This window comes from Pseudomonas sp. GD04091 (assembly GCF_029836165.1).
Taxonomy (GTDB): domain Bacteria; phylum Pseudomonadota; class Gammaproteobacteria; order Pseudomonadales; family Pseudomonadaceae; genus Aquipseudomonas.
In genome coordinates, this window is the sequence record NZ_JAOEBG010000011.1 from 45,616 (window position 1) to 70,294 (window position 24,679).

Here is a 24,679-nt window from a genome sequence, read left to right on the forward strand (position 1 = left end):
CATCGAGGAACCGTCAATGACTCTTTCCGTTACCTACGACGCCGCCTTCGCCGGATCCACCATCGACGACTACCTGGCCTTCTGGACCGCCGGCTTCGTTACCGCCGGCCACGGCTACAGCAACACCGGCGGCTTCAGCAACGGCACCTTCAATGGCGACCAGTACGCCACCCACGGCGCCCAAGGCTCGGACTACGCGTTCATCGCCGACAGCAACACCGCCAATGGCCTGCACTACGTGTTCGATCCCTCCAAGGCTCCGGGCGACAACCTCAACCACTACCTGTGGGGTTCGCTGGACAACGTCTCCCTGGGCGAAGTGCTCGGTGGCGGCAGTGGCAGCGACTTCAGCCTGAGCAACTACGTGGTCAGCTTCAATGGCCTGGACCTGGATGCCGCGCTGGGCGCTGGCCGTGCCGGCAACGAAGTGCAGAGCGTGATCTACGGCCTGATGCAGGGCAACACCAGCGCCCTGGAGAGCGCCCTGGACACCCTGCTGGCCGCCTACGGCACTTCGACCAACGACACCTTCGAAAGCGTCGCCGCGCACCTGGCCGCAGGCCCAGTCAACGCTGCCGCGGCCGTGGGCGTGCAGGCACTGCCGGAAGACCTGGCGCTGGCTGCCTGAGCATGACCGTCAGCGTGTCCGTTCCACCAGGCTTTGAACAGGAGATGCCATGAGCCTGACGATCAGTTTCGAGTCGTATTTCGCCCCCGCGACCCTGGACGACTACCTGGCGTTCTGGCGCCAGGGCTTCGATCCGCAGGGCAACGGCGGCATCAGTATCCCCGCGTATGTCAGTGGTGCCGGCGCCGGCACCACCTGGTTCGCCCACGGTAATCCGGGTAGCGAGTATGGCGTTGTGCTGCACGGCGAAGGCCAGGGAACGCTGTTCTCGTTCTCCACGCCCGAAGCGTTTCTCGCCTATGGGCAGCTGGACAGCGTGACACTGGGAGCCACCGTGACCGGTGGTGGCGGCTCGCCATTGACCTTCATGGACTATGGGGTGCGTTTCGCTGGTCTGGACCTGGGCGCGGCAGCGCAATCGGCAGTGGCGGACAATCAGGTCCACCAGGTAGCCGAAGGCTTGCTGCGCGGGGACACGAGCGCGTTGGAGGTCGTGCTGGATCGGCTTCTGGCCGATTACGGCGTGTCCACCGACGACACCTTCGAGGCCGTGGGGCTGGCGCTTGCCGCAGGCCCTCACGCTGCGGCCACCGCGCAGGCCGTAGGTGTGCCGGTCGCCCTGGAAGAGGTCGCCCTGGCCGCCTGACAGCCGGGGACAAAAAAGCGATTGGAAGATCACTCCTCCAATCGCTGTCCACTCGTCGCCACATCCGCTGTCCTGGCCGGGCTCGGGTGTGGCGACACCGAATTTTGCGAGGCGGTGCCCCGTCGGTCAATGGGGGCGCCGTCCACTCTGCGGGATCATCGATGAAGACCAACCGCAACATGGCCGCTGGTGAATTGTGGCAGGCCTTGCTGGACTGCCGTGGCGGCCTGGGCAACGTCGCCCTGTTCAGCGCCGTGATCAACCTGCTGATGCTGGCGCCGGCACTGTACATGCTGCAGGTGTACGACCGGGTGCTGTCGTCGGGCAACGAGATGACCTTGTTGATGCTCAGCCTGATGGTGCTGGGCCTGTTCGCCTTCATGGGGGCGCTGGAATGGCTGCGCAGCCAGGTGGTCATCCGCCTGGGCACGCGCCTGGACCTTGCCCTGGCGCCCCGGGTGTTCGAAGCCGCCAGCCAGGCCAGCCTGGCCGGCCACCGCGATGGCGCCCAGCAAGCCTTGGGCGACCTGACCGGCCTGCGTCAGTTCGCCACCGGCCAGGCGCTGTTCGCCTTCTTCGATGCGCCCTGGTTCCCGCTCTACCTGCTGGTGATCTTCCTGTTCAGCCCATGGCTCGGCCTGCTGGCGCTGGTCGGCGCGGTGTTGCTGGGCGCACTGGCCTGGCTCAACGAACGCCTGACCCAGGCCCCGTTCGCCGAGGCCGGGCGCTTGTCGCACCAGGCCGGACAACAGGCGGCGGGCAACCTGCGCAATGCCGAGGCCATCGCCGCCATGGGCATGCTCGACGCCGTGCGTCAGCGCTGGAGCCTGTTGCAACAGGGTTTTCTGGCCCTGCAGAACCTGGGCAGCGAGCGCACCGCGGCTGTTACCGCACTGTCCAAAGTGGTGCGCCTGGCCCTGCAGTCGCTGGTGCTGGGGCTGGGCGCCTGGCTGGCGCTGGAGCACCTCATCACGCCGGGCATGATGATCGCCGGATCGATTCTCATGGCCCGGGTGCTGGCGCCGATCGACCAACTGATCGCCGTATGGCGCCAGTGGGGCAGCGCACGCCAGTCCTACGAACGCCTGGATGCCTTGTTGCGGGCCTACCCGCCGCAGGCGCGAGGCATGCCGCTGCCGCCGCCCAAGGGGCATGTGCGGGTCGAGCAGTTGGTGGCGCTGGTGCCGGGCGGGCAGCGGCCGTGCCTCAGCGGTATCGGTTTCGAACTGGCGGCCGGAGAGTCGTTGGGGTTGATCGGGACTTCCGGTTCCGGCAAGACCACCCTGGCCCGCTTGCTGGTGGGCGCGGCCAGTCCGGCGACCGGCAAGGTCTGCCTGGATGGCGCGGCGCTGGCCCAGTGGGATCGCGAGCTGCTGGGCCGGCATATCGGCTACCTGCCCCAGGATGTCCAGCTGTTCGCCGGCAGCATTGCCGAGAACATCGCCCGCCTTGGCCCGGTGGACGCCGACCAGGTAGTGGCGGCGGCGCAGCTGGCTGGTGTGCACGAGCTGATCCTCAAGCTGCCCCAGGGCTACGACACGCTGCTGGGCGAGGGCGGCGCCGGCCTTTCGGGCGGGCAGCGCCAGCGCATCGGGCTGGCGCGGGCGCTTTACGGGCTGCCTGCACTCGTGGTGCTCGATGAGCCCAATTCGAACCTCGACGAGGCCGGGGAGCGGGCCTTGCTGGCCGCGCTCGCCGAACTCAAGGCGCAAGCGCGCACGGTGGTGATGATCAGCCACAAGTCCAGTTTGCTGGTTGGCCTGGACAAGCTGCTGGTGCTGCAGGGCGGCCAGATGCAGAACTTCGGGCCGACCGCGCGGGTGCTGCAAGGCACGAGCCGCGCCGCCGCGGCACCACCTGCAGGGCGTGGCGGTGTCACCTACAGCTTCAACCAAGGCAGTCAGAGAACCTGAGCATGAGCGTGCATCCGTTGTTTTCTCCAGGGGCCGCCAGCCAGGCGCAGAACATCCACCCGTTGCGCGATGACGCCAGAGGGCCGGCACGGGCAGGGCGATGGCTGGTGGTCGCCGGTCTTGGCGGCTTTCTGCTGTGGGGCGCGCTGGCGCCACTGGACAAGGGCGTGCCGGTCAGCGGCAACGTTGTGGTGGCCGGCAGCCGTCAGGCCGTGCAGCACCCCACCGGCGGGGTGATCGAGCAGCTGCTGGTGCGTGATGGCGACCAGGTCCGCGCCGGGCAGGTGTTGCTGCGCATGGACGCCACCCAGGCCGAGGCGCAGCAGGGATCGCTTCAGGTGCAGTACGTCAATGCTCGGGCCGGGGAGGCGCGATTGCTCGCCGAACGTGATGGCAAGTCAGTGATCGACTTCCCCGCGGCATTGCGTGAGCAGGCTGCGACAACTTGGGTGGCCACGGCGCTGGAGGCGCAGCGGCAATTGCTGACGAGCCGCCGACAAGCCTTGCGCATGGAGCTGGATGGCCTGGGCGAGAGCATCGCCGGCGCCGAGGCCTCGTTGCTGGGGTTGCAGGGTTCGTTGGCCAGCAAGCAGGCCCAGCGTGGTGCCCTCGATGAGCAGCTCGCCGGCCTGCGCGAGCTGGCCCGTGACGGCTACATTCCGCGCAATCGGCTGCTCGACAGCGAGCGTCTGCTGGCCCAGGTCAACGGCTCCATCGCCGAGGACATGGGTTCGATCGGCCGCACCCGGCGCCAGGTGCAGGAGCTGAAGCTGCGCGTCGGCCAGCGCCGCCAGGAGTTCCAGAACGACGTGCGCCAGCAGTTGAGCGAACTGCAGGCCAGCGCCGAAGACCTGGACAACCGCCTGCGCAGCGCCGGCTTCGAACTGGCCCATACCCAGGTGCGCGCGCCGGTGAGCGGCACCGTGGTGGGCCTGAGCGTGTTCACCAATGGTGGCGTGATCGCGCGTGGCCAGCAATTGATGGAGATCGTGCCCAGCGATGCGCCGCTGTTGGTCGACGCCCGTGCTTCCGTCGAACTCGTCGACCGGCTCAAGCCCGGATTGCCGGTCGAGCTGCTGTTCGCCGCCTTCAACCAGAGCACCACGCCACGGGTGCCGGGCGAGGTGACGCTGGTGTCGGCCGACCGTCTGCTCGACGACAAGACCCAGCAGCCTTATTACCAGGTCCGTATCAAGGTCAGCGAAGACGGGCAGCGACAGCTGGCCGGTCTCGACATTCGCCCAGGCATGCCAGTCGAGGCCTTCGTGCGTACGGGCGAGCGATCGTTGCTCAACTACCTGTTCAAGCCGCTGCTGGACCGGGTGCATGTCGCCCTGGCGGAGGAATGATGTCGATGCGACTGCTGCTGCCCACATTGCTGCTGGGCCTGAGCTTCCCCGTTCAGGCCCTGGACCTGGGGGACGCCTATGCCCTGGCGCTGCGCAACGATCCGACCTGGCAAGGCTCCATCGCCGAGCGTGCGGCCGGGCTGGAGAACCTGGCGATCGGTCGTGCCGGCCTGTTGCCCCGGTTGTCGTACCGCTACAACCGCGCCCGCAATGATTCGCAGGTGACCCAGCGCAGCCAGTTCGGCGACGTGACCACCCAGCGCGACTACCGCAGCTACAGCTCGACCCTGACCCTCGAGCAACCGCTGTTCGACTACGCCGCCTGGAGCGACTACCGCCGTGGCGTGGCCCAGGCCGCGCTGGCCGATGAACGCTATCGTGGCCGTGGTCAGGAGTTGATGGTGCGTCTGTTCGGCGCCTACAGCGAAGCGCTGTTCGCCAACGAGCAGATTGCCCTGGCCCAGGCTCAGCGGCGTACCTACGCCGAGCAGTTGACCCTCAACGAGCGCCTGCTCAAGGGCGGCGAAGGCACCCGCACCGATGTGCTGGAGACCCGCGCCCGTTACGAGTTGGCCCAGGCCCAGGAGATCGAGGCCGGCGACAACCTCGATGCCGCGCTGCGCGCCTTGCAGGCGATCATCGGCGAGCCCGTGGCGGTCGAGGACCTTGCGCCGATGACCGGCGACTTCCGCGTCCAGCCGCTGACCCCCGCGCGCTTCGAACCCTGGCGCGAGCTGGCCGTTGCCCATAACGCCGAGCTGGCCAGCCAGCGCCATGGGCTCGAAGTCGCCGAGCAGAACATCGAACGCCAGCGCGCCGGGCATCTGCCTTCGCTGAGCGCCTATGCCAGCAAAGGCATTTCCAGTTCCAGCTCCGAGAGCAGCTACAACCAGCGTTACGACACCGACAGCATCGGCGTGCAACTGAGCGTGCCGCTGTTTGCCGGTGGCGGTGTGTCGGCGTCGGTGCGCCAGGCCCGGGCCCAGCGCGACGCCGCCGGTTTCGAATTGGATGCGCAGCTGCGCGACACGGTCAACCAGCTGCGTCGGCAGTTCAACCTGTGCGCCAGCGGCACGGCGAAGATCCGCGCCTATGACCTGGCCGTCAAGGCGGCCTCGGCGCTGGTGCAGGCCACGCGCAAGAGCGTGCAGGGTGGGGAACGGGTCAACCTCGATGTGCTGGATGCCGAGCAGCAGCTGTTCGGCGCCCGGCGCGACCTGGCTCAGGCCCGCCATGAGTACCTGCGGGCTTGGTTGCAGTTGCGCTATCTGGCGGGGGTGCTGGAGGCCGGTGACTTGAATGTCTTGAACCGGTATTTCGCGGCGCACGGCTAGGGCGACTGTGGGAGCGGGCTTGCCTCGCGATGCTGCCCGGTCGTGGGGCCCGTACCTGCTCATGATGAAAAAAGGGAGCCGACGATGCGCGTCGGCTCCCCCTCGTTGACCGTCCTGGTCAGCGATCAGTGTTCGGCAACCGCCTTGCGCCTGGGCGCCTCGTTGCCGTGCTCGTCCAGTTCCAGCACGGGCACCTCGTTGCCGTCGGCGTCGAACAGCTTGCCATCCTTGAAGTAGTCGCCATCACGCAGGGCCGAGATGTCCGAGTACTGGATGGTGCGTTCGTAGGCTGCGGCGAACACCGATTGGTTCTCCGAGTTGCCGGTGGTGAAGTGGTTGAAGATCAGGTTCAGCAGGATGGCCATGATCGCCGCCGAGCTGATGCCGGAGTGGAAGATGGTTTCGAACCAGTTCGGGAAGTTGTGGTAGAAGGTCGGCGCCGCGATCGGGATCATGCCGAAGCCCAGCGAGGCGGCAACGATGATCAGGTTGACGTTGTTCTTGTAGCTGACCTTGGACAGGGTGCGGATGCCGCTGGCGGCCACGGTGCCGAACAGCACGATGCCCGCGCCGCCCAGCACCGGCGTCGGTACCGCGGCGATGACCCGGCCCATGACCGGCAGCAGGCCCAGTACCACCAGGATCACCCCGCCGGTGGCCACCACGTAGCGGCTCTTCACGCCGGTCACGGCCACCAGGCCGACGTTCTGGGCGAAGGCGCTCTGGGTGAACGAGCCGAATACCGGGGCCAGGATGCTCGACGCCATGTCGGCGCGCAGGCCGTTGCCCAAGCGCTTGGAGTCGACCTTGGTATCGATGATTTCGCCCACCGCGAGGATATCCGCCGAGGTTTCCACCAGGGTCACCATGATCACGATGCACATCGACAGGATCGCGGCGATGTGGAAGGTCGGCATGCCGAAGTGGAACGGCGTGGGGAAGGCGAGCATCGGGCCTTCGGTGACCTTGCTGAAGTCGGCCATGCCCAGCGACCAGGCGATCAGGGTGCCGACCACCATGGCGAGCAGGATCGACAGGCGCGAGATGGTCGCGTTGCCCAGCTTGCTCAGCAGCAGGACGATGGCGAAGGTCAGGCCCGCCAGGCCGATGTTGGCCACGCTGCCGAACTCCGGCGAGGCGCTGTTGCCGCCCATCACCCAACGCGCGGCGACCGGCATCAGGGTCAGGCCGATAGTGGTGATGACGATGCCGGTCACCAGCGGCGGGAAGAACTTGGTGATGCGCGAGAACACTGGGGTGATCAGGAAACCGATCAGCGACGCCGCCATGACCGCGCCCAGCACGCCCTGCAGGCCGCCGCCGCCTTCACTGCTGATGATCGCGCCCATGGTCGCCACGCCGGCGAACGACACGCCCTGTACCAATGGCAGCTGACAACCGAAGAACGGCAGGCCGAGGGTCTGCAGCAAGGTCGCCAGGCCCCCCGCGAACAGCGAGGCGGCGATCAGCAGGCCGATCTCCGCCGGTGCCAGGCCAGCGGCCTGGCCGAGAATCAGGGGGACGGCGACGATCCCTCCATACATGGTCAGGACATGCTGCAGCCCGTAGGCCAGGTTGGCGCCGAGGCCGAGGTTCTCGTCCTCGGGGCGCGGGGCGGGAGACGTGCTGGGGGACGTGGTCATGGAGCAGGCTCTCTGTTTATTGTTGTGGCGCTACTGTAGACAAGTCTCACAAAACATTGCCACAAAAATTGTATACAAAGTTTTGATCGTAGCGTCGGCAAGGGTGTACCCAGGGTGCGCGGAACCCTGATGCACGTTGCGTTCCAACGTGTCGGAGGCTGTTCTAGAGGGATGTGTACAAGAGGGGGATAAAACAGGGGAAAGCTGTCTGGCCAGACAGGAAAGCCGTCACGGCCAGTTCGTTAGCAGGCTAAGAGATATCAATCTTCGATGAGTTCGCGCAGCTCGCGCATCATTTCGGTGCTGTCACCCACGTTCAGTTCCACCAAACGGTGCAGGTGAGTCATCGAATCGACATCGATGTAGAGGCAGATGAAGCCCAGCCGTGTGGACTCTTCGTGGCGCAACTCGACCTGCATCTTCACCTTGCTGACCTTGTCGTTGAGGTGGATGACCGCTTCGAAGTCCTGGCTCAGGTCGGCGTCCCACGGGACGGGGCGTTGGACCAGCAAGCCCTTGAGCGATACATCGAGCAGCTTGACTGGCCAGCGGCGCTCGCCCTGGCGCAGTTCTGTGGGGGCATCGAAGGCGATGCGCTGGAAACGGCGGCGTTCGTCGTGATCGCTCATGGCGGGTTCTCCGGGTGACATCCTGACTACAGTTAGTTTGGTATGTGCATCAGGTACCGCAATCTGGCCGCAGAGGCTCTAGACCAAAGCAAGTGTGGCAATGCGCGATGACTGGCCCTAGACTCGATGGGCGGTCTTTCCAATCCACCAGCTGGAAGTAAACCATGAACAACAATAATAGCCTGCTACGCCACATTCCGTGGCTGGCGCTGGCAGTCATAGGAGCCTGCGCGCTGGGTGTGGTCGCCCTGCGTCGCGGTGAGGCGATCAACGCCTTGTGGATCGTGGTCGCGGCAGTGGCCATCTACCTGGTTGCCTACCGTTACTACAGCCTGTTCATCGCCACCAAGGTGATGCAGCTCGACCCCCGCCGGGCCACGCCCGCGGTGCTCAACAACGACGGTCTGGACTACGTCCCGACCAACAAGCACATCCTCTTCGGCCACCACTTCGCCGCCATCGCCGGCGCGGGTCCTCTCGTGGGCCCGGTGCTCGCGGCGCAGATGGGCTACCTGCCTGGCACGCTGTGGCTGATCGCCGGCGTGGTGCTGGCCGGCGCGGTGCAGGACTTCATGGTCCTGTTCCTCTCCACCCGCCGCAACGGCCGTTCGCTGGGCGACATGGTGCGCGAGGAGATGGGCCGCATTCCCGGCACCATCGCCCTGTTCGGCTGCTTCCTGATCATGATCATCATCCTCGCGGTGCTGGCGCTGATCGTGGTCAAGGCCCTGGCCGAGAGCCCGTGGGGCATGTTCACGGTGATGGCGACCATCCCGATCGCGATGTTCATGGGCATCTACATGCGCTACATCCGCCCGGGCCGCATTGGCGAGATCTCGATCATCGGCGTGGTCCTGCTGCTGCTGTCGATCTGGCTCGGCGGACAGATCGCCGCGGATCCGGTCTGGGGCCCGGCGTTCACCTTCACCGGCGTGCAGATCACCTGGATGCTCGTGGGCTACGGTTTCGTCGCCGCCGTGCTGCCGGTGTGGCTGGTGCTGGCGCCGCGCGACTACCTGTCGACCTTCCTCAAGATCGGCACCATCGTCGGCTTGGCCATCGGTATCCTGGTCATCGCGCCTGAGCTGAAGATGCCGGCGCTGACCCAGTTCACCGACGGCACCGGTCCAGTGTGGAAGGGCACCCTGTTCCCGTTCCTGTTCATCACCATCGCCTGCGGCGCGGTGTCCGGCTTCCACGCGCTGATCTCCTCGGGGACCACGCCCAAGCTGCTGGACAACGAAACCAACGCTCGCTACATCGGCTACGGTGGCATGCTGATGGAGTCGTTCGTCGCCATCATGGCCATGGTCGCCGCCTCGGTGATCGAGCCAGGCGTGTACTTCGCCATGAACAGCCCGGCGGCAGTGGTCGGTTCCGACGTCGTCTCGGTGGCGCAGACGGTCAGCAGCTGGGGCTTCACGATCACCCCCGAGCAGCTCGAGGCCACCGCCCGTGACATCGGCGAGCACACCATCCTGGCCCGTGCCGGCGGTGCGCCGACGTTGGCGGTCGGTATCGCGCAGATCCTCCACCAGGTGCTGCCGGGCGAGAACACCATGGCGTTCTGGTACCACTTCGCGATTCTGTTCGAGGCGCTGTTCATCCTCACCGCGGTGGACGCCGGTACCCGTGCCGGTCGCTTCATGCTCCAAGACCTGCTGGGCAGCTTCGTGCCGGCCCTGAAACGCACCGAGTCGTGGACCGCCAACCTGATCGGCACCGCCGGCTGCGTGGCGCTGTGGGGCTACCTGCTGTATCAGGGCGTGATCGACCCGCTGGGTGGTATCAACACCTTGTGGCCGCTGTTCGGCATCTCCAACCAGATGCTGGCCGGTATCGCCTTGATGCTCGGCACCGTGGTGCTGATCAAGATGAAGCGCCAGCGCTACGTCTGGGTCACCCTGCTGCCCGCCGTGTGGCTGCTGATCTGCACCACCACCGCAGGCCTGATCAAGCTGTTCGACCCGAACCCGGCGGTGGGCTTCCTGGCCCTGGCCAAGAAGTACAGCGCCGCGCTGGACGCCGGTCAGGTGCTGGCCCCGGCCAAGGACATCGGCCAGATGCAGCATGTGATCTTCAACGCCTACACCAACGCCGGTCTGACCGTGCTGTTCCTGGTGGTGGTGTTCAGCGTGCTGTTCTTCGCCGTCAAGGTCGGCCTCGCCGCCCTGGGCCGCAAGGAACGCACCGACAAGGAAACCCCGTTCCAGGCTCTGCCTGACGCTTGAGAGGACCGCCGCGATGTTCAACGACCTGGGGAAACTGGGTAAGTACCTGGGGCAGGCCGCCCGCCTGATGGTCGGCATGCCCGACTACGACAACTATGTCGAGCACATGCAGACCAAGCACCCGGACAAGCCGGTGATGAGCTACGAAGAGTTCTTCCGCGAGCGCCAGGAAGCACGCTATGGTGGCAAGTCCGGGCCCAAGTGCTGTTGAACCCGCGACACGCGTGAACCAGTGGGAGCCCGGGAAACCGGGCTCCCACTTTCATTTTCAGCTCCAGGAGACTACCGCGTGCAAACGCCGATTCCCGTTACCGTGCTGACCGGCTTCCTCGGCGCCGGCAAGACCACCCTGCTCAAGCACATGCTCAAGGCCGAACACGGCCTGAAGCTCGCCGTGATCGAGAACGAGTTCAGCGAGGCCGGCATCGACAGCCAGCTGCTGGGCGATGAACCGGTACAGGTCATGACCCTGGCCAACGGCTGCGTTTGCTGCAGCATCCATGGTGACCTGACCCGCGCCCTGTACTTGCTGCTCGAGCGCCTGGATGCCGGCGAGATCGCCTTCGACCGCCTGGTGATCGAGTGCACCGGCCTGGCCGACCCGGCGCCGGTGGCGCAGACGTTCTTCATCGATGAAGAGTTGCGCGAGCGCTATATCCTCGACGGCATCATCACCCTGGTTGATACCGCCCACGCCGAGCTGCACCTGACCCAGGCCATCGCCCAGGCCCAGGTCGGCTTCGCCGATTGCCTGCTGCTGAGCAAGACCGACCTGGTCGAGCCACAGCTGGTCGAGGCTCTGCGCGAGCGCCTGGCACGCATCAATGGCCGAGCGGCGATCCGCGTGGTGGAGCATGGTCGCATCGACCTGGCCGAGCTGCTCGATGTGCGCGGCTTCAATCTCAACCCTGATCTGGGACTCAGCCTCAAGCCGGGCCTGCGCCCGGTGCTCAAGCCCGCGACACCTGATCGCATTTCGACCCTGGTACTGCGTACCGAGACCCCGCTGGACATCGACCGCCTCAGCGACTTCATGAACGAGCTGCTCGAGGAGCACGGCAAGCAGTTGCTGCGCTACAAAGGCGTGCTGAACATCGCCGGCGAAGACCGCCGCCTGGTATTCCAGGGCGTGCTGAAACTGTACGGTTTCGACTGGGATGCCGAGTGGCAGGACGGTGAGGCGCGGGAAAGCGTGATGGTGTTCATTGCCGATGAATTGCCGGAGGCGAGGATTCGGGCAGGCTTCGAGGCATTGGGACACGCATGAGTGGGATGTAGCTGACAGGTTGATGCCGCCGAATGGCGGCATTTTTTTGCTTCGTTCAATTGATCGGGCCAGTCGGCATGGCCTCTCTTGAAAGGAGCACCTTTTTTGGTACACTTGGTCGCGACACCTCCTCAAGTCAGCGTGCTTTTCTTTCGCAGTGAACTTGGCAACGAGCCTGTGCGGGAGTGGTTGAAAGCCTTGCCGCGCGATCAGCGCCAGTTGATCGGGGCCGAGATCAAGACCGTGCAGATCGGCTGGCCACTTGGCATGCCTCTGGTGCGAAAGATGGAAAGCGGGCTTTGGGAGATTCGTGTCGATCTGGGAGACACCGTGGGACGCATGCTGTTCACGATCATCGATGGGGTGATGATATTGCTCCATGGGTTTATCAAGAAAAGTCAAAAGACGCCCTCGGTTGACCTCGCATTGGCCAGGAAACGCAGGGCGAACCTGAGGAGGCAAGCGATATGAACCCATACATTGGTTCGGATTTCGACGATTTTCTCGCCGAAGAAGGCCTCCTGGAGGAGGTCACCGCCGCAGCGCTCAAGCGGGTGATCGCCTGGCAGTTGACAGAGGCCATGAAGCGGCAGAAGGTCAGCAAGAAGGCGCTCGCGGAGCGCATGCACACCAGCCGCACCGCAGTCGATCGAGCGCTTGACCAGACGGATGCCGGCATGACGCTGGCAACCCTGGCCAGCGCGGCGAGAGCCCTGGGGCAGCGTGTGGAAATACGCCTGGTGCCCGATGTCACGTCAGCGCGATGAGGCGCATGAAAAAGCCCGGCACATGGCCGGGCTTTTTCACATCAGGCGTCTGCCGATCAGTTGCCGTACACCGGCAGCTTCTTGCAGATGGCCTTGACCTTCTCACGCACGGCGTCGATCACCGCTTCGTTGTTCAGGTCGGCCAGGATGTCGCAGATCCAGCCAGCCAGTTCGCGGCACTCGGCTTCCTTGAAGCCACGGGTGGTGACGGCTGGGGTGCCGAAACGCAGGCCCGAGGTGACGAACGGCGAACGTGGGTCGTTCGGGACCGAGTTCTTGTTGACGGTGATGAAAGCCTTGCCCAGGGCGGCGTCGGCGTCCTTACCGGAGATTTCCTGCTTGATCAGCGACAGCAGGAACAGGTGGTTCTGGGTACCGCCGGAAACGACGTCGAAACCACGCTCGATGAACACTTCGGCCATGGCCTGGGCGTTCTTCACCACTTGCTGCTGGTAAGCCTTGAACTCAGGCTGCAGGGCTTCCTTGAAGCAGATCGCCTTGGCGGCGATGACGTGCTCCAGCGGGCCACCCTGGGCGCCCGGGAAGACGGCGGAGTTCAGCTTCTTCTCGATGTCGGCGTTGGCGCGCGCCAGGATCAGGCCGCCACGTGGACCACGCAGGGTCTTGTGGGTGGTGGTGGTGACCACGTCGGCGAACGGCACCGGGTTCGGGTAGACGCCAGCGGCAACCAGGCCAGCGACGTGGGCCATGTCGACGAACAGGTAGGCACCGACCTTGTCGGCGATTTCGCGGAAGCGTGGGAAGTCCAGGACCTGCGAGTAGGCCGAGAAGCCGGCGACGATCATCTTCGGCTTGTGCTCCAGGGCCAGCGCTTCGACTTCGTCGTAGTCGATCAGGCCGTTGGCGTCGATACCGTACTGGATGGCGTTGTACAGCTTGCCCGAGGAGGAAACGCTGGCGCCGTGGGTCAGGTGGCCACCGTGGGCCAGGCTCATGCCCAGGATTGTGTCACCGGCCGACAGCAGGGCCAGGTAGACGGCGGCGTTGGCCTGGGAGCCGGCGTGCGGCTGGACGTTGGCGTAGTCGGCGCCGAACAGTTCCTTGGCGCGGTCGATGGCCAGTTGCTCGACCACGTCGACGTACTCGCAACCACCGTAGTAGCGCTTGCCTGGGTAGCCTTCGGCGTACTTGTTGGTCAGGACCGAGCCCTGGGCTTCCATGACAGCCGGGCTGGTGTAGTTTTCCGAAGCGATCAGCTCGATATGCTCTTCCTGGCGCAGGGCTTCTTGCTGCATGGCTTCGAAGAGCTCGGCGTCGTACTTGGCAATGGTCAAATCACGGCTGAACATGGCGGTCCTCAAGGATCGGGCTGAATTGGGGGGGCATTCTAACCGATTGATTCGCCGCTGGCATATGAAGTGGCATCAAGTCGCGGACCAATGGCCTTCATGTTGCAGACCGCGCCGTGGCTGGGCTGGAGTTGACCTTTGGGTCCGGTTTTCCAGCGCTGCGCCGTGCCTCTGTAGGAGCGGCCTTGCGTCGCGAAAGGGCCGTGCAACGGCCCCAGGATGTCAGCATTCACGCCAAGATCGCCGGGACCGCTTTGCGGTCCTTTCGCGACACAAGGCCGCTCCTACAGGGACCGTGTGGCACCGCCGTCACTGGAACATGAACAACGTCTCGTTGCTGAACTGCGCTTCGAACTGGTTGGCCGGCATCGGCCGGCCGAACAGGTAGCCCTGGACCTCGTCGCAGCCATGCTCGCGCAGGAACTCCAGCTGCTCATGGGTCTCCACGCCCTCGGCGATCACCGCCAGGTTGAGGCTGTGGGCCATGGCGATGATCGCCCGGGCGATCTGCGCGTCCTGTTCGCCTTCGGGCAGGCCGTCGACGAAGGTACGGTCGATCTTCAGCACGTCGATGGGGAACTGCTTGAGGTAGTTGAGCGACGAGTAGCCAGTGCCGAAGTCGTCGACCGCGATGCTCAGGCCCAGGTTCTTCAGGCTGTCGAGGATCTGCATGGCCTCGTTGACCTCACGCATCAGGATGCTCTCGGTCAGCTCCAGCTCCAGGCACGCCGGGGGCAGGCCGGTCTCCTCGAGGATGGTGGCGATGCGCGTGCCCAGCTGGCCATCGGAGAACTGCCGGGCGGAAATGTTCACCGACACTTTCGGTACCCGCACCTTCTCCTTGTGCCAGGCCTTGAGCTGACGGCTGGCCTCGCGCAGGACCCAGTCGCCGACGTCGACCACCAGGCCCAGCTCCTCGATCACCGGGATGAAGTCGCCCGGCGGCACCAGGCCGCGGGTCGGATGGCGCCAGCGCAGCAGCGCCTCGGCGCCGGTCAGGCGCTTGCCGTCGCCGCTGAACTGCGGCTGATAGTAGAGGATGAACTCGTTCTGCTCCAGGGCGTGGCGCAGGTCGCTTTCCAGCTCCAGGCGCTCCAGGGCGCTGGCGTTCATGTCTGCCTGGTAGAACTGGAAGTTGTTCTTGCCGCGCTCCTTGGCGTGGTACATGGCGGTGTCGGCGTTCTTCATCAGCTGGCTGAGTTCGCTGCCATCCTGCGGGCTCAGGGCGATGCCGATACTGGCGGTGACGAAGAACTCGCGGTTTTCCAGGACGAAGGGCGTGACCAGCCCGCCGAGGATGTTCTCGGCGACATGGATGGCGCGGTTGAGCGCCTGCTCGCGTGTTGCCCGGGGCTGCAGCAACAGAGTGAATTCGTCGCCGCCCATGCGCGCCACGGTGTCGTCGTCGTCGACGCAGGCCAGCAGACGCTCGGCCATGTCCTTGAGCATGCGATCGCCCGCAGCGTGGCCGAGGGAGTCGTTGATCGGCTTGAAACGGTCGAGGTCTAGGAACATCAGCACCACCCAGGCCTTGTGCCGCTCGGCCTGCTGCAGGGCGGTGTACAGGCGATCCTGGAACAGCGTGCGGTTGGGCAGGTGGGTCAGGGCGTCGTAGTACGCCAGGCGATGGATGCGCTGTTCGCTGGCCTTGCGCTCGCTGATGTCGGTGAAGAAGCACACGTAGCTGGCCAGGTCGCCTTCGTCGTCGAGCACCGCGGTGATGCCGACCCAGGCCGGGTAGTGCTCGCCGTTGCGCCGTTTCAGCCACACCTCGCCCTCCCAACTGCCGCGCTGGCTCAGTTGCTTGAGCACGTAGCCCAGCTGCGCGCTCTGCTGCTGCTCTACGGTGAGCATGCCGGGCAATTGGTCGAGGACTTCGGCCACGGCGTAGCCGCTGACGCGGCTGAACGCTTCGTTGGCCTGGACGATGTACCCGGCCGGGTCGGTGATGAGGATCGCCGAGGTGGAGTGTTCGAATACCGTCGCCGCCATGCGCAGGTCTTTCTCGGCGCGGCGCTGTTGGCTGATGTCGCGGCCCACGCCGAGCACACCCTCGAAGCGGCTGTGTTCGTCCCAGACCAGTACCAGGCGCAGCTCGATGGGGATCTTGCGGCCATCGGCGCGCAGGCAGTCGAACAGGAACAGCTGGGTGGGCAGGGTGTCGCGCAGCTGATTCAGTTGCGTGCAGTCGCCCAGTGCCTTGCTGACCCGCTCCAGCAGGCTGTAGACGCCGGTCAGCTGGCCGGGGTTGGCGATGATCGATTGCCAGCCGTTGGCGAAGATCCAGTCGGCCTGGTAGCCCAGTACCGCCTGCACCGAGGGGCTGACATAGTTGAGCTGCAGCTGGCTGTCGGTGGAGAAGATCACATCACTGATGCTTTCGGCGAGCATGCGATAGCGCTGCTCGCTGTCGCGCAGCGACTCGCTGGCCTCGACCTGTACCGTGACGTCCTTGCCCACGCCGATGATGCGGGTGACCTGGCCGTCGCTGTCGCGGGTCAGCACCTGCTCGCGGATGTCGTAGCAGCGCCAGCCGCCGTCCCGGTGGCGGAAGCGCAGTTGCTGGCAGTGCAGCGATTGTCCGTAGCTGGTGTCGCGCTGCTGCTGGCGCAGGGCGCGGTAGTGCTCGGCGTCGCCGGGATGCAGCAGCACTTCCCAGAAACAATCGCCCATCTGTGCCAGTTCCGCGCGGTCGTAGCCCAGTGTCTGGCCCAGGTGGCGGTTGCTGAAGATCATCCGCTGACTGTTCACGTCCTGCACGTAGAGCTGGTCGGGCACGGTGCGCACCACGTCCGACCAGAAACTCTCGCGTTCGAGCAACGACAGCTCCACCTGCTTGCGGCTGGTGATGTCGCTGATGCTGAGAATCACCGCCTGGTAATCGCGGCGCTGCTGGGGCAGGCGCGCCATCAGCCACAGGTGCAGCTCACCCCCCAGCGGCGCGGGCAGGCGCACCTCGAGTTCCAGTTGCTGGCGTTCCTCGATCAGCGCATCGATCAGTTGCATGCCAACGCTGTCGCGGCCATTGCCGCTGCCTTGGATCAGGCGTTGCCAGGCACCTTCATGGCACTCGACGTTCAGCAACTGGCGGGCGACCTGGTTGATCTCGGTGATTTTCAACTCCGTCAGCAGCGTGCGCCGCAGGTTGGAGTCCAGGGCCAGGCTCTGCCTGAGCGCGGCACGGTTGCGCAGGTGGTAGCGGTCCAGTTGCCCGGGCAGGCTGGAGAGATCGAGCACGCACAGGGCCACGCCGGTGCCTTCGAAGATTTCCTGGTAGCGCCGGCGGTCTTCCTGCAGGGCACGTTGGCGGCGGCGCATGTTGATCAGCGCCAGCACCGGCAGCAGGGCGCAGAACAGCACCAGCAGGCCTTTGCCAAGCAGGGCCGGGAGCAGCTTGTCGCGAGCCAGCCCGGCATCGAACAGGCCACGCAGTTGCCAGGTGCTGTTGTCGATGAAGGCGAGCATCACGCTCTGCAGCGGTTCGTCGCTGCTCTGTCGGGGGCCGTGGCGCTTGATCACCTCGGCGTTGCGGCTGTTTTCCAGCAGCCAGAGGGGATGGCCCGATCCGTCAAGGTGCTCGGTCAATTCCTGGTAGAACCGACTGTCCAGCCGCAGCAGCCAGTAGCCGCGGTCCTGTTCGCTGGGTTGGCGCAGCAGCAGGTAGACCCGCTGGTTGTCGGGCGCGTTGCCATAGAAAAAGGCACGGCCCTGATTCAACTGCAGGAGCTCGTCAATCGACTGACGGTCCGCAGTGCCGTTCAGTGTGTCGCTGCGCACCTGCCCGCTGGCGTCCAGCCACGCCAGATCGCGCAGGGACGGCAGGCGTGCCTGCAAGGTGGCGAGCAGGGTAGGCAGTGCGGCGGGCGTCGGGGGATTGACGTAGGGCTGGAGCAGGTTCAGTGATTGCTGGGCCTTGAGGGCCATGTTCAGCCCCAGGTGATCGGCAAGTTCCGCGCTGCTCGCCAGGCTTTGCTGGCGCAGGTCGGCCTGGGTGTGGCGGAACTGGGCGAACAGTTGCCAGAACAGCAGACCCAGCAGAACCAGGGCGAGCAGCGCCAGCGCTCCCTTGAGCGAGCCACGCGGGTGCACGCCCGCCTTGGAGTCGGCAGGGGGCAGGGATGACGGTTGCGTGAGATTGGTCAAGCGTTGGGTCCTGCGATTGTGCTGGCGATGGCAGGGGGCTGCATTCCCGGTGCATGCACGGCGCATGCCGCGGTCGCCGGGCGAACTATATAGGTGCACCGGGGAAGCCGACTAGCATGCCTTCAAACATGGCAAAGTGCCAGTCCGTGCGTCCGTTGACGACGCGGCAACTGGTCACGTCGGTTCGGCAAGCCCCTGCAAGCTGTGCGAGAATGCCGCCCGCTTCAATAGTCAACGCATCGGAGATGTACGGTTTTGGTTACCCACTATTCCACCAATGGCCTCGATTCCGCCTGCGGGCGCAGCAGTCAGACGCTGGTCAGCACTGCCGTGGCCGAGGACGTATCCTGCAAGACCTGCCAGCGCTCGCTGGCCAAGCCAGACGCGGTTGCCGCGAAAAACAAGACACCGTCGCTGGCCGAACTGCGCAAGCAGGCCAAGCCTGCGCTCGAGCCCGTCGCCCCGGCGCTTGCCAAGCCTGTCGCCGCACCCGCCAAGGTCGCGAGCAAGCCCGCCGCCAAGGCTGCTGAAAAACCTGCCCGCAGTGGTGGCTTCAGCGTCAAGTCGGCGTGGGCCGCGCGTCTGGCCGAGCAGTCGGACCGCTGCCGCCTGCCGCGTGGCAAGGTAAAGCAAGCTCACGTCTGAGCCTGCGTCACCTCTGTCGCGGGTCAAGCCCGCTCCCACGCCTGCGCATCGTTTCGTGGGCGCGGGCTTGCCCCGCGATAGCCGCCGAGCGGCCTCGCCATCTACCCCATCTGTGCAACGCCGCGACTTGGCGTAGAATGGCCCACTTTGTTCAACGACACCCCGTGATCACATCCCCCTGGCCCAGGCCGGGGCGCGTGTCTTTACCTATCTATAGAGGGCTTGGTTTTGGCTCAATACGTCTACACCATGCATCGGCTGAGCAAGGTCGTGCCGCCGAAGCGGGAAATTCTCAAGAACATTTCCCTGTCGTTCTTCCCGGGCGCCAAGATCGGCGTGCTGGGCCTGAACGGCGCGGGCAAGTCGACCCTGCTGCGGATCATGGCGGGCGTCGACAAGGAATTCGACGGCGAAGCCCGTCCGATGCCCGACATCAACGTCGGCTACCTGCCCCAGGAGCCGCAGCTGGACCCGACCAAGACCGTGCGTGAAGTGGTCGAGGAAGCGGTCAGCGTGATCAAGGACGCCCAGGCTCGCCTGGACGAGGTCTACGCCGCCTACGCCGACCCGGACGCCGACTTCGACAAGCTGGCCGCAGAACAGGCCAAGCTCGAGGCCATCCTGCAGGCCGCCGACGGCCATAATCTGGAGCGCCAGCTGGACGTCGCCGCCGACGCCCTGCGCCTGCCGGCCTGGGACGCGAAGATCGAGCACCTGTCCGGTGGCGAGAAGCGCCGCGTGGCCCTGTGCCGCCTGCTGCTGTCGGCCCCCGACATGCTGCTGCTGGACGAACCGACCAACCACCTGGACGCCGACTCGGTGGCCTGGCTGGAGCGCTTCCTCCACGACTTCCCCGGCACCGTGGTGGCGATCACCCACGACCGTTACTTCCTCGACAACGTCGCCGGCTGGATCCTCGAACTGGACCGCGGCGCCGGCATCCCGTACGAAGGCAACTACTCGGGCTGGCTGGAGGCCAAGTCGGATCGTCTGGCCCAGGAATCCAAGCAGCAGAGCGCCCACGAAAAGGCCATGAAAGAGGAACTGGAGTGGGTGCGCAAAGGCGCCAAGGCCCGCCAGTCCAAGTCCAAGGCCCGTCTGCAGCGCTTCGAGGAAATGCAGTCGCAGGAATTCCAGAAACGCAGCGAGACCAACGAGATCTACATCCCGGCCGGTCCACGCCTGGGCGACAAGGTCATCGAGTTCAAGAACGTCACCAAGGGCTATGGCGATCGCGTGCTGATCGACAACCTGTCGTTCGCCATGCCCAAGGGCGCCATCGTTGGCGTGATCGGTGGTAACGGTGCCGGTAAATCGACCCTGTTCCGCATGCTGATGGGCAAGGAGCAGCCGGACTCGGGCAGCATCGAGATCGGTGAAACCGTGCAACTGGCCTGCGTCGACCAGAGCCGCGAGGACCTGGACGGCAGCAAGACCGTGTTCCAGCAGATCTCCGACGGTTCCGACCAGATCCGCATCGGCAGCTACGAGATCCCGTCGCGCACCTACGTCGGGCGCTTCAACTTCAAGGGCGGCGACCAGCAGAAGTTCGTCAAGGACCTCTCTGGTGGTGAGCGTGGCCGTCTGCACCTGGCCCTGACCCTGAAAGAGGGCGGCAACGTCCTGCTGCTCGACGAACCGTCCAACGACCTCGACGTCGAAACCCTGCGTTCCCTGGAAGAAGCCCTGCTGGACTTCCCGGGCGCCGCCATCGTGATTTCCCACGACCGTTGGTTCCTGGACCGTGTGGCCACGCACATCCTGGCGTACGAAGACGACTCGAGCGTGGTGTTCTTCGAAGGCAACTACACCGAGTACGAGGCCGACCGCAAGAAGCGCCTGGGCGACGCCGCCGCCCAGCCGCACCGTGTGCGTCACAAGAAACTGGCCCAGTAAGCGGGTTTCGCTGCACAGCGATGGGGCCCTTCGGGGCCCCATTTTTGTGCCTGGCATTCAGGCAGTTGGCTAGGCTGCGCGGGAGCGGGCTCGCCCGCGATTGCTGCCCTACAGAAGATCGCGGGGCCGACCCGCCCCCACGAGCAAGCCTGGAAACTTGTATACAGTTATAGAAAACGCACCAAATAATTTCATAAAAACGACATCTCGCCCTGTTCCAGTGCGATTGGTTCTTGGTACATTCGCGCAAAAACCAAAAAACAATCCCTCTTGGTGAGATGTCTACCATGATCGAATCCGTCGACGATTTCCTGGCCCGTCTGCAACAGCGCGACCCGGGCCAGCCCGAATTCCACCAGGCCGTGGAAGAGGTGCTGCGCAGCTTGTGGCCCTTCCTCGACCAGCATCCCCACTATCTTGAAGCCGGTATCCTCGAGCGCATGGTCGAGCCCGAGCGCGCCGTGCTGTTCCGCGTTTCGTGGGTCGATGACCAGGGCAAGGTCCAGGTCAACCGCGGCTACCGCATCCAGATGAGCAGTGCCATCGGCCCGTACAAGGGCGGCCTGCGCTTCCATCCTTCGGTGAACCTGGGCGTGCTCAAGTTCCTGGCCTTCGAGCAGGTGTTCAAGAACTCGCTGACCTCGCTGCCCATGGGCGGCGGCAAGGGCGGTTCGGACTTCGACCCCAAGGGCAAGAGCGACGCCGAGGTGATGCGCTTCTGTCAGGCGTTCATGAGCGAGCTGTACCGCCACATCGGCGCCGACCTCGATGTGCCGGCCGGTGATATCGGCGTCGGCGCCCGTGAAATCGGCTTCCTGTTCGGCCAGTACAAGCGCCTGGCCAACCAGTTCACCTCGGTACTGACCGGCAAGGGCATGACCTATGGCGGCAGTCTGATCCGCCCGGAAGCGACCGGCTACGGTTGCGTGTACTTCGCCGAAGAGATGCTCAAGCGCCAGGACCAGCGCATCGATGGCCGCCGCGTGGCCATCTCGGGCTCGGGCAACGTTGCCCAGTACGCCGCGCGTAAAGTGATGGACCTGGGTGGCAAGGTGATCTCGCTGTCCGACTCCGAAGGCACGCTGTTCTGCGAAGCCGGCCTGAGCGACGCACAGTGGGATGCGCTGATGGAGCTGAAGAACGTCAAGCGCGGCCGCCTGAGCGAGTTGGCCACCCAGTTCAGCCTGGAGTTCCGCAAGGGTCAGACGCCGTGGAGCCTGCCGTGCGACATCGCCCTGCCGTGCGCCACCCAGAACGAGCTGAACGCCGAAGACGCCCGCACCTTGCTGCGCAACGGCTGCATCTGCGTGGCCGAAGGCGCCAACATGCCGACCACGCTGGAGGCTGTGGATATCTTCATCGAGGCCGGCATTCTCTATGCCCCGGGCAAGGCCTCGAACGCCGGTGGCGTGGCCGTGTCGGGCCTGGAGATGTCGCAGAACGCCATGCGCCTGCTGTGGACGGCGGGTGAGGTGGACAGCAAGCTGCACAACATCATGCAGTCGATCCACCACGCCTGCGTGCACTATGGCGAAGAGGCCGATGGCCGCATCAACTACGTAAAAGGCGCCAACATCGCCGGCTTCGTGAAAGTCGCCGACGCCATGCTGGCTCAGGGCGTGGTCTGATCCTGGATCGCAGGGGGCCGCTCTGCGGCCCTTTCGCGACACAAGGCCGCTCCCACAGGTACAACGCATGGTCCAACCTTTGCGCAGTACCTGTGGGAGCGGCCTTGTGTCGCGAAAGGGCTGCAAAGCAGCCCCATGGCCCTCAATCTTCAACCTCGATCTCAAGAATCTCAATCATCTGATCCCCCGCTGGCCTGCGCCACAGCACTTCATCCCCAGGCCCCGCTCCCAGCAACGCCTGCCCCAGCGGCGAGCCCCAGTTGATCAGTCCCTGGGCGGCATCCGCCTGATCTTCTCCCACCAGTTGCACCAGATGCTCCTGCTCGTGCTCATCGACGAACCGCACCCAGCTGCCAATCTGCACTTTCTCCGTGGACGTGGCCACAAGCACCAGCTGCGCGCTTTGCACGCGTGACGTGAAGTAACGCAGATCGCGCTCGGTATCGGCCAGGCGCTGCTTGTCGGCGCGATCACCCTCGGCCTGCAGCTCGTCGTGCCGCGCCTTCAGCACAGCCAGGCGCTGCTGCAACAGGGCCAGGCCGCTGGCGGTGACATAGTTGGGCTGGTCGCTGATCCGGCGCTCCACCGGCTGGTCAGCCTGGGCGGCGGCCTGGTCCTCGTTGACGAATGCTCGGCTCATGCGGGGCCTCCTTGTTCTGGAGACCATGGTGGCGGGTCGCAGGTTGCAACGGTTGTCCGTTTGCGACCTCCAGTTGTGACGATAGGCGCGGGCCGCGTTGCGGTCATTTTCATGCGGCCACTGGCGCTCGCGCTCGTCGTTGATCAGTACTGATACCACTTCAGCTCCAGCATCACCTCGTTCTGCGCCGTGGCCAGGTGGCTGAACTGCCGCGAGGCACTCAACCTCAACCCCAGGTCGCGGCTGATCTCCCACTGCTGGTTCAGGCTCACGCTGCGCCGCACTTCGCCATTGGTGAAGTAATCGCCCTTGGCCTCCAGCGTCAGGTTGCCCAGCGGGTTGCGCCACAGCAGCCCGCCGTTGAACCCGGCCGCTGGCGCGATGAACTCGGCGAAGTCGTTGTGATGCTCGATGCGCACCGTGCCCAGGGCGAAGCCCAGCAGGTCGTCGCTCAGTTGCCAGGTGCCGCCGGCGCCGCCGTTGACATGGCTGACCAGCACTTCGTCGTCATGCTTGCCCGGCACACGCTCCAGGCCGCCGGCGACCTGCCACGACCAGGGTTTGAGCAAGGCGTTGCGCGGTGTCAGCGAGCGAATGGTGGCCAGGTCCAGGCGTTGCACCTGCCAGTCGTTGCCCTCGTACTGGCGCAGTTTGAGCTGCAGGATTTCGATCTGCGCGCCCAGCGGGAATCCGTACAGGTTGTCGTTGAGGTCGTGATAGGCCATGCGCAGGCCATACTCGGCGTAGGCGCGATCTTCACGTGTACCGACGCCCAGTTGCCAGGTGCGCGACTGGTGGCCGTCCTCGGGCAGGCCCGGGCGTTCGATCTGCTGTGGCGGCGGCGGGTTGCGGTTGATCGCCCTGAGCAGTTCGAAACTGCGGGCGGCCTGGGCCGGGTCGCGTTCCTGGCCGTTGGCCCGGTAGCGCTCCAGGCGGTAGGCCGCGTCCTGCACCAGGGCCTGGCGCTCGCGGGGCAGGGCGGTGAAGCCGGGGCTCTGCAGGTACGTGGTGTCAGCGCTGATGGCCAGCACCTGTTGTTTCTCGTCGTGATCCAGCGGTTCGGCGCGGGCCAGCAGTTCACGTTCGCGGGAGGGGCGGTAGCGCACGTCCGTGACCAGCCCGGACTGCTTCACCGCCTTGACCGTGTCGGTGGGAATGGCGGTCAGCGGGAACTGCGAGGTCAGGTCCAGGCCTGGGCGCGCCACCTGCAGCAGTTCCAGCAGGCGGTAGGAGCAGTTTTCGTCGAAGAAGAAGTAGTCGAACTTGATCTGCTTGAGCTCCCATACGTGCTCCACCATGCGCCCGGTCTCCTCCGGCGTCAGGTCCAGCTGGTATTCCCACAGGTCGCGGTTCTCCAGGCTGCGGTATTCGGAGAGCTTCTCCTGGTAGGGCATCATCGCGAACAGCCCGGGGTAGCCGCCCATCAGGCCTTTCCAGGCATACAGGATGCTGTTGTCGCTGCCTTCGATATAGGCGCCGAAGTTGATCGCGTAGCTCAGCAGCGTGGTGTCGTCACGGCGAGTGTTGGACTGGTCGATGCGCAGCAGCGTGTGGCCGAACATCGACGACGGGCTGTTGAGGTAGGCCGCCGGGAAGATCAACGCCGCGCTGTGCGGGTCGATGGATGTGTACCAGGTACTGAATTCCTGGCAGTCCGGGCTCGGCAGGTCGGTGAGGGCCAGCTGTTCGCGCAGCCAGCGGGTGCGCGCGGGGAACACGCACTGGGCGTGCTTGTCGCCCAGGCTGGGTGGGGCGTACAGGGCGGCGACCGTGGCCTGCAGCTCCTGATCCGGATGATGCGCGCCATCCTCGGCGAGGAAGAAGCGTTCATCGTCCACATAGCTGCGCCAACCGCCGAGCTTGGCGGTCTCGTAGTGCCCCAGGGCGATCCAGTAGGGCGTGGCTGCCAGCTGCTGGATGCGGGCCGGGTCGATCTGGGGTGCGGCATGAAGCGGGGCGCTGACGATCAGCGCCAGGGGCGCAAGGCGTTTGAGCATGTCGGGCAACTAC

19 protein-coding genes are annotated in these 24,679 nt (G+C 65.2%); 13 read left to right on the forward strand and 6 right to left on the reverse strand.

The features are described from left to right. Positions 1-16 precede the first annotated feature (16 nt). The 5 genes from N7422_RS15085 to N7422_RS15105 all read left to right on the forward strand — a co-directional run bounded on the left by N7422_RS15085 (position 17) and on the right by N7422_RS15105 (position 5,870). On the forward strand, positions 17-628 hold the full coding sequence (locus N7422_RS15085; RefSeq protein ID WP_279807283.1) for a heme acquisition protein HasA: 612 nt from the start codon (positions 17-19) through the stop codon (positions 626-628). A 49-nt stretch (positions 629-677) separates the two neighbouring features. Then, a complete protein-coding gene (locus N7422_RS15090) occupies positions 678-1,274 on the forward strand; it encodes a heme acquisition protein HasA (RefSeq protein ID WP_279807285.1) in 597 nt (198 codons plus the stop codon). A 179-nt stretch (positions 1,275-1,453) separates the two neighbouring features. Beyond that, positions 1,454-3,187, forward strand: coding sequence for a type I secretion system permease/ATPase (locus tag N7422_RS15095; protein ID WP_279807363.1), 1,734 nt, complete (start codon positions 1,454-1,456; stop codon positions 3,185-3,187). A gap of 2 nt (positions 3,188-3,189) precedes the next feature. Continuing rightward, on the forward strand, positions 3,190-4,536 hold the full coding sequence (locus N7422_RS15100; protein ID WP_279807286.1) for an HlyD family type I secretion periplasmic adaptor subunit: 1,347 nt from the start codon (positions 3,190-3,192) through the stop codon (positions 4,534-4,536). A gap of 5 nt (positions 4,537-4,541) precedes the next feature. Further along, positions 4,542-5,870, forward strand: coding sequence for a TolC family outer membrane protein (locus N7422_RS15105; RefSeq protein WP_279807287.1), 1,329 nt, complete (start codon positions 4,542-4,544; stop codon positions 5,868-5,870). A 125-nt stretch (positions 5,871-5,995) separates the two neighbouring features. On the opposite strand, the gene N7422_RS15110 is transcribed toward N7422_RS15105, so the two are convergent. Beyond that, entirely contained in the window at positions 5,996-7,513 is a 1,518-nt protein-coding gene (locus N7422_RS15110; protein ID WP_279807288.1) for a nucleobase:cation symporter-2 family protein, read from the reverse strand. 260 nt (positions 7,514-7,773) lie between these two features. Then, complete coding sequence (locus N7422_RS15115) at positions 7,774-8,142, reverse strand: PilZ domain-containing protein (RefSeq protein ID WP_279807289.1); 369 nt, start codon at positions 8,140-8,142, stop codon at positions 7,774-7,776. Between the two features lie 164 nt (positions 8,143-8,306). Between N7422_RS15115 and N7422_RS15120 the strand changes: the two genes are divergently transcribed. The 5 genes from N7422_RS15120 (at position 8,307) to N7422_RS15140 (ending at position 12,407) form a co-directional block, all read left to right on the forward strand. Beyond that, positions 8,307-10,373: a carbon starvation CstA family protein gene (locus N7422_RS15120; protein WP_279807290.1), complete on the forward strand. Its 2,067-nt coding sequence runs from the start codon at positions 8,307-8,309 to the stop codon at positions 10,371-10,373. 13 nt (positions 10,374-10,386) lie between these two features. Next, the gene (locus N7422_RS15125; protein ID WP_279807291.1) at positions 10,387-10,584 is read left to right on the forward strand and encodes a YbdD/YjiX family protein; all 198 of its coding nucleotides are present in this window, start codon (positions 10,387-10,389) and stop codon (positions 10,582-10,584) included. Between the two features lie 78 nt (positions 10,585-10,662). Continuing rightward, on the forward strand, positions 10,663-11,640 hold the full coding sequence (yjiA, locus tag N7422_RS15130) for a GTPase (protein WP_279807292.1): 978 nt from the start codon (positions 10,663-10,665) through the stop codon (positions 11,638-11,640). A gap of 114 nt (positions 11,641-11,754) precedes the next feature. Beyond that, positions 11,755-12,111 (forward strand): type II toxin-antitoxin system RelE/ParE family toxin, encoded by a 357-nt coding sequence (locus N7422_RS15135; RefSeq protein WP_279807364.1) that lies wholly within the window; start codon positions 11,755-11,757, stop codon positions 12,109-12,111. Then, positions 12,108-12,407 (forward strand): Fis family transcriptional regulator, encoded by a 300-nt coding sequence (locus tag N7422_RS15140; protein WP_279807293.1) that lies wholly within the window; start codon positions 12,108-12,110, stop codon positions 12,405-12,407. Before N7422_RS15135 ends, N7422_RS15140 begins: the two co-directional genes overlap by 4 nt. Before the next feature lie 56 nt (positions 12,408-12,463). Here N7422_RS15140 and glyA read toward each other — a convergent pair whose 3' ends face one another. Both glyA and N7422_RS15150 read right to left on the reverse strand, forming a co-directional pair. Further along, entirely contained in the window at positions 12,464-13,717 is a 1,254-nt protein-coding gene (glyA, locus tag N7422_RS15145; RefSeq protein WP_198743758.1) for a serine hydroxymethyltransferase, read from the reverse strand. A gap of 309 nt (positions 13,718-14,026) precedes the next feature. Beyond that, positions 14,027-17,860: a GGDEF and EAL domain-containing protein gene (locus N7422_RS15150; protein ID WP_279807294.1), complete on the reverse strand. Its 3,834-nt coding sequence runs from the start codon at positions 17,858-17,860 to the stop codon at positions 14,027-14,029. A 255-nt stretch (positions 17,861-18,115) separates the two neighbouring features. On the opposite strand from N7422_RS15150, the gene N7422_RS15155 reads away from it, so the two are divergent. The 3 genes from N7422_RS15155 to gdhA all read left to right on the forward strand — a co-directional run bounded on the left by N7422_RS15155 (position 18,116) and on the right by gdhA (position 22,029). After that, on the forward strand, positions 18,116-18,505 hold the full coding sequence (locus N7422_RS15155; protein WP_279807295.1) for a hypothetical protein: 390 nt from the start codon (positions 18,116-18,118) through the stop codon (positions 18,503-18,505). A gap of 228 nt (positions 18,506-18,733) precedes the next feature. Continuing rightward, positions 18,734-20,401 (forward strand): energy-dependent translational throttle protein EttA, encoded by a 1,668-nt coding sequence (gene ettA, locus N7422_RS15160; protein ID WP_110739113.1) that lies wholly within the window; start codon positions 18,734-18,736, stop codon positions 20,399-20,401. Positions 20,402-20,688: 287 nt separating this feature from the next. Further along, positions 20,689-22,029 (forward strand): NADP-specific glutamate dehydrogenase, encoded by a 1,341-nt coding sequence (gene gdhA / locus N7422_RS15165; protein ID WP_279807296.1) that lies wholly within the window; start codon positions 20,689-20,691, stop codon positions 22,027-22,029. A gap of 142 nt (positions 22,030-22,171) precedes the next feature. Here the strand turns inward: gdhA and N7422_RS15170 are convergent, their stop codons facing one another. Both N7422_RS15170 and N7422_RS15175 read right to left on the reverse strand, forming a co-directional pair. Next, positions 22,172-22,669: a GreA/GreB family elongation factor gene (locus tag N7422_RS15170; RefSeq protein ID WP_279807297.1), complete on the reverse strand. Its 498-nt coding sequence runs from the start codon at positions 22,667-22,669 to the stop codon at positions 22,172-22,174. A gap of 143 nt (positions 22,670-22,812) precedes the next feature. After that, positions 22,813-24,666 (reverse strand): DUF4105 domain-containing protein, encoded by a 1,854-nt coding sequence (locus tag N7422_RS15175; protein ID WP_279807298.1) that lies wholly within the window; start codon positions 24,664-24,666, stop codon positions 22,813-22,815. Positions 24,667-24,679 lie beyond the last annotated feature (13 nt).

Bases quoted from the DNA above. Each gene is read 5' to 3' on its own strand.
- N7422_RS15125 (WP_279807291.1), top strand. From the start codon at position 10,387: ATGTTCAACGACCTGGGGAAACTGGGTAAGTACCTGGGGCAGGCCGCC.
- gdhA (WP_279807296.1), top strand. From the start codon at position 20,689: ATGATCGAATCCGTCGACGATTTCCTGGCCCGTCTGCAACAGCGCGAC.
- N7422_RS15090 (WP_279807285.1), top strand. From the start codon at position 678: ATGAGCCTGACGATCAGTTTCGAGTCGTATTTCGCCCCCGCGACCCTG.
- N7422_RS15175 (WP_279807298.1), bottom strand. From the start codon at position 24,666: ATGCTCAAACGCCTTGCGCCCCTGGCGCTGATCGTCAGCGCCCCGCTT.
- N7422_RS15120 (WP_279807290.1), top strand. From the start codon at position 8,307: ATGAACAACAATAATAGCCTGCTACGCCACATTCCGTGGCTGGCGCTG.
- N7422_RS15140 (WP_279807293.1), top strand. From the start codon at position 12,108: ATGAACCCATACATTGGTTCGGATTTCGACGATTTTCTCGCCGAAGAA.
- N7422_RS15095 (WP_279807363.1), top strand. From the start codon at position 1,454: ATGGCCGCTGGTGAATTGTGGCAGGCCTTGCTGGACTGCCGTGGCGGC.
- glyA (WP_198743758.1), bottom strand. From the start codon at position 13,717: ATGTTCAGCCGTGATTTGACCATTGCCAAGTACGACGCCGAGCTCTTC.
- N7422_RS15115 (WP_279807289.1), bottom strand. From the start codon at position 8,142: ATGAGCGATCACGACGAACGCCGCCGTTTCCAGCGCATCGCCTTCGAT.
- N7422_RS15105 (WP_279807287.1), top strand. From the start codon at position 4,542: ATGCGACTGCTGCTGCCCACATTGCTGCTGGGCCTGAGCTTCCCCGTT.
- N7422_RS15085 (WP_279807283.1), top strand. From the start codon at position 17: ATGACTCTTTCCGTTACCTACGACGCCGCCTTCGCCGGATCCACCATC.
- N7422_RS15170 (WP_279807297.1), bottom strand. From the start codon at position 22,669: ATGAGCCGAGCATTCGTCAACGAGGACCAGGCCGCCGCCCAGGCTGAC.
- N7422_RS15110 (WP_279807288.1), bottom strand. From the start codon at position 7,513: ATGACCACGTCCCCCAGCACGTCTCCCGCCCCGCGCCCCGAGGACGAG.
- N7422_RS15100 (WP_279807286.1), top strand. From the start codon at position 3,190: ATGAGCGTGCATCCGTTGTTTTCTCCAGGGGCCGCCAGCCAGGCGCAG.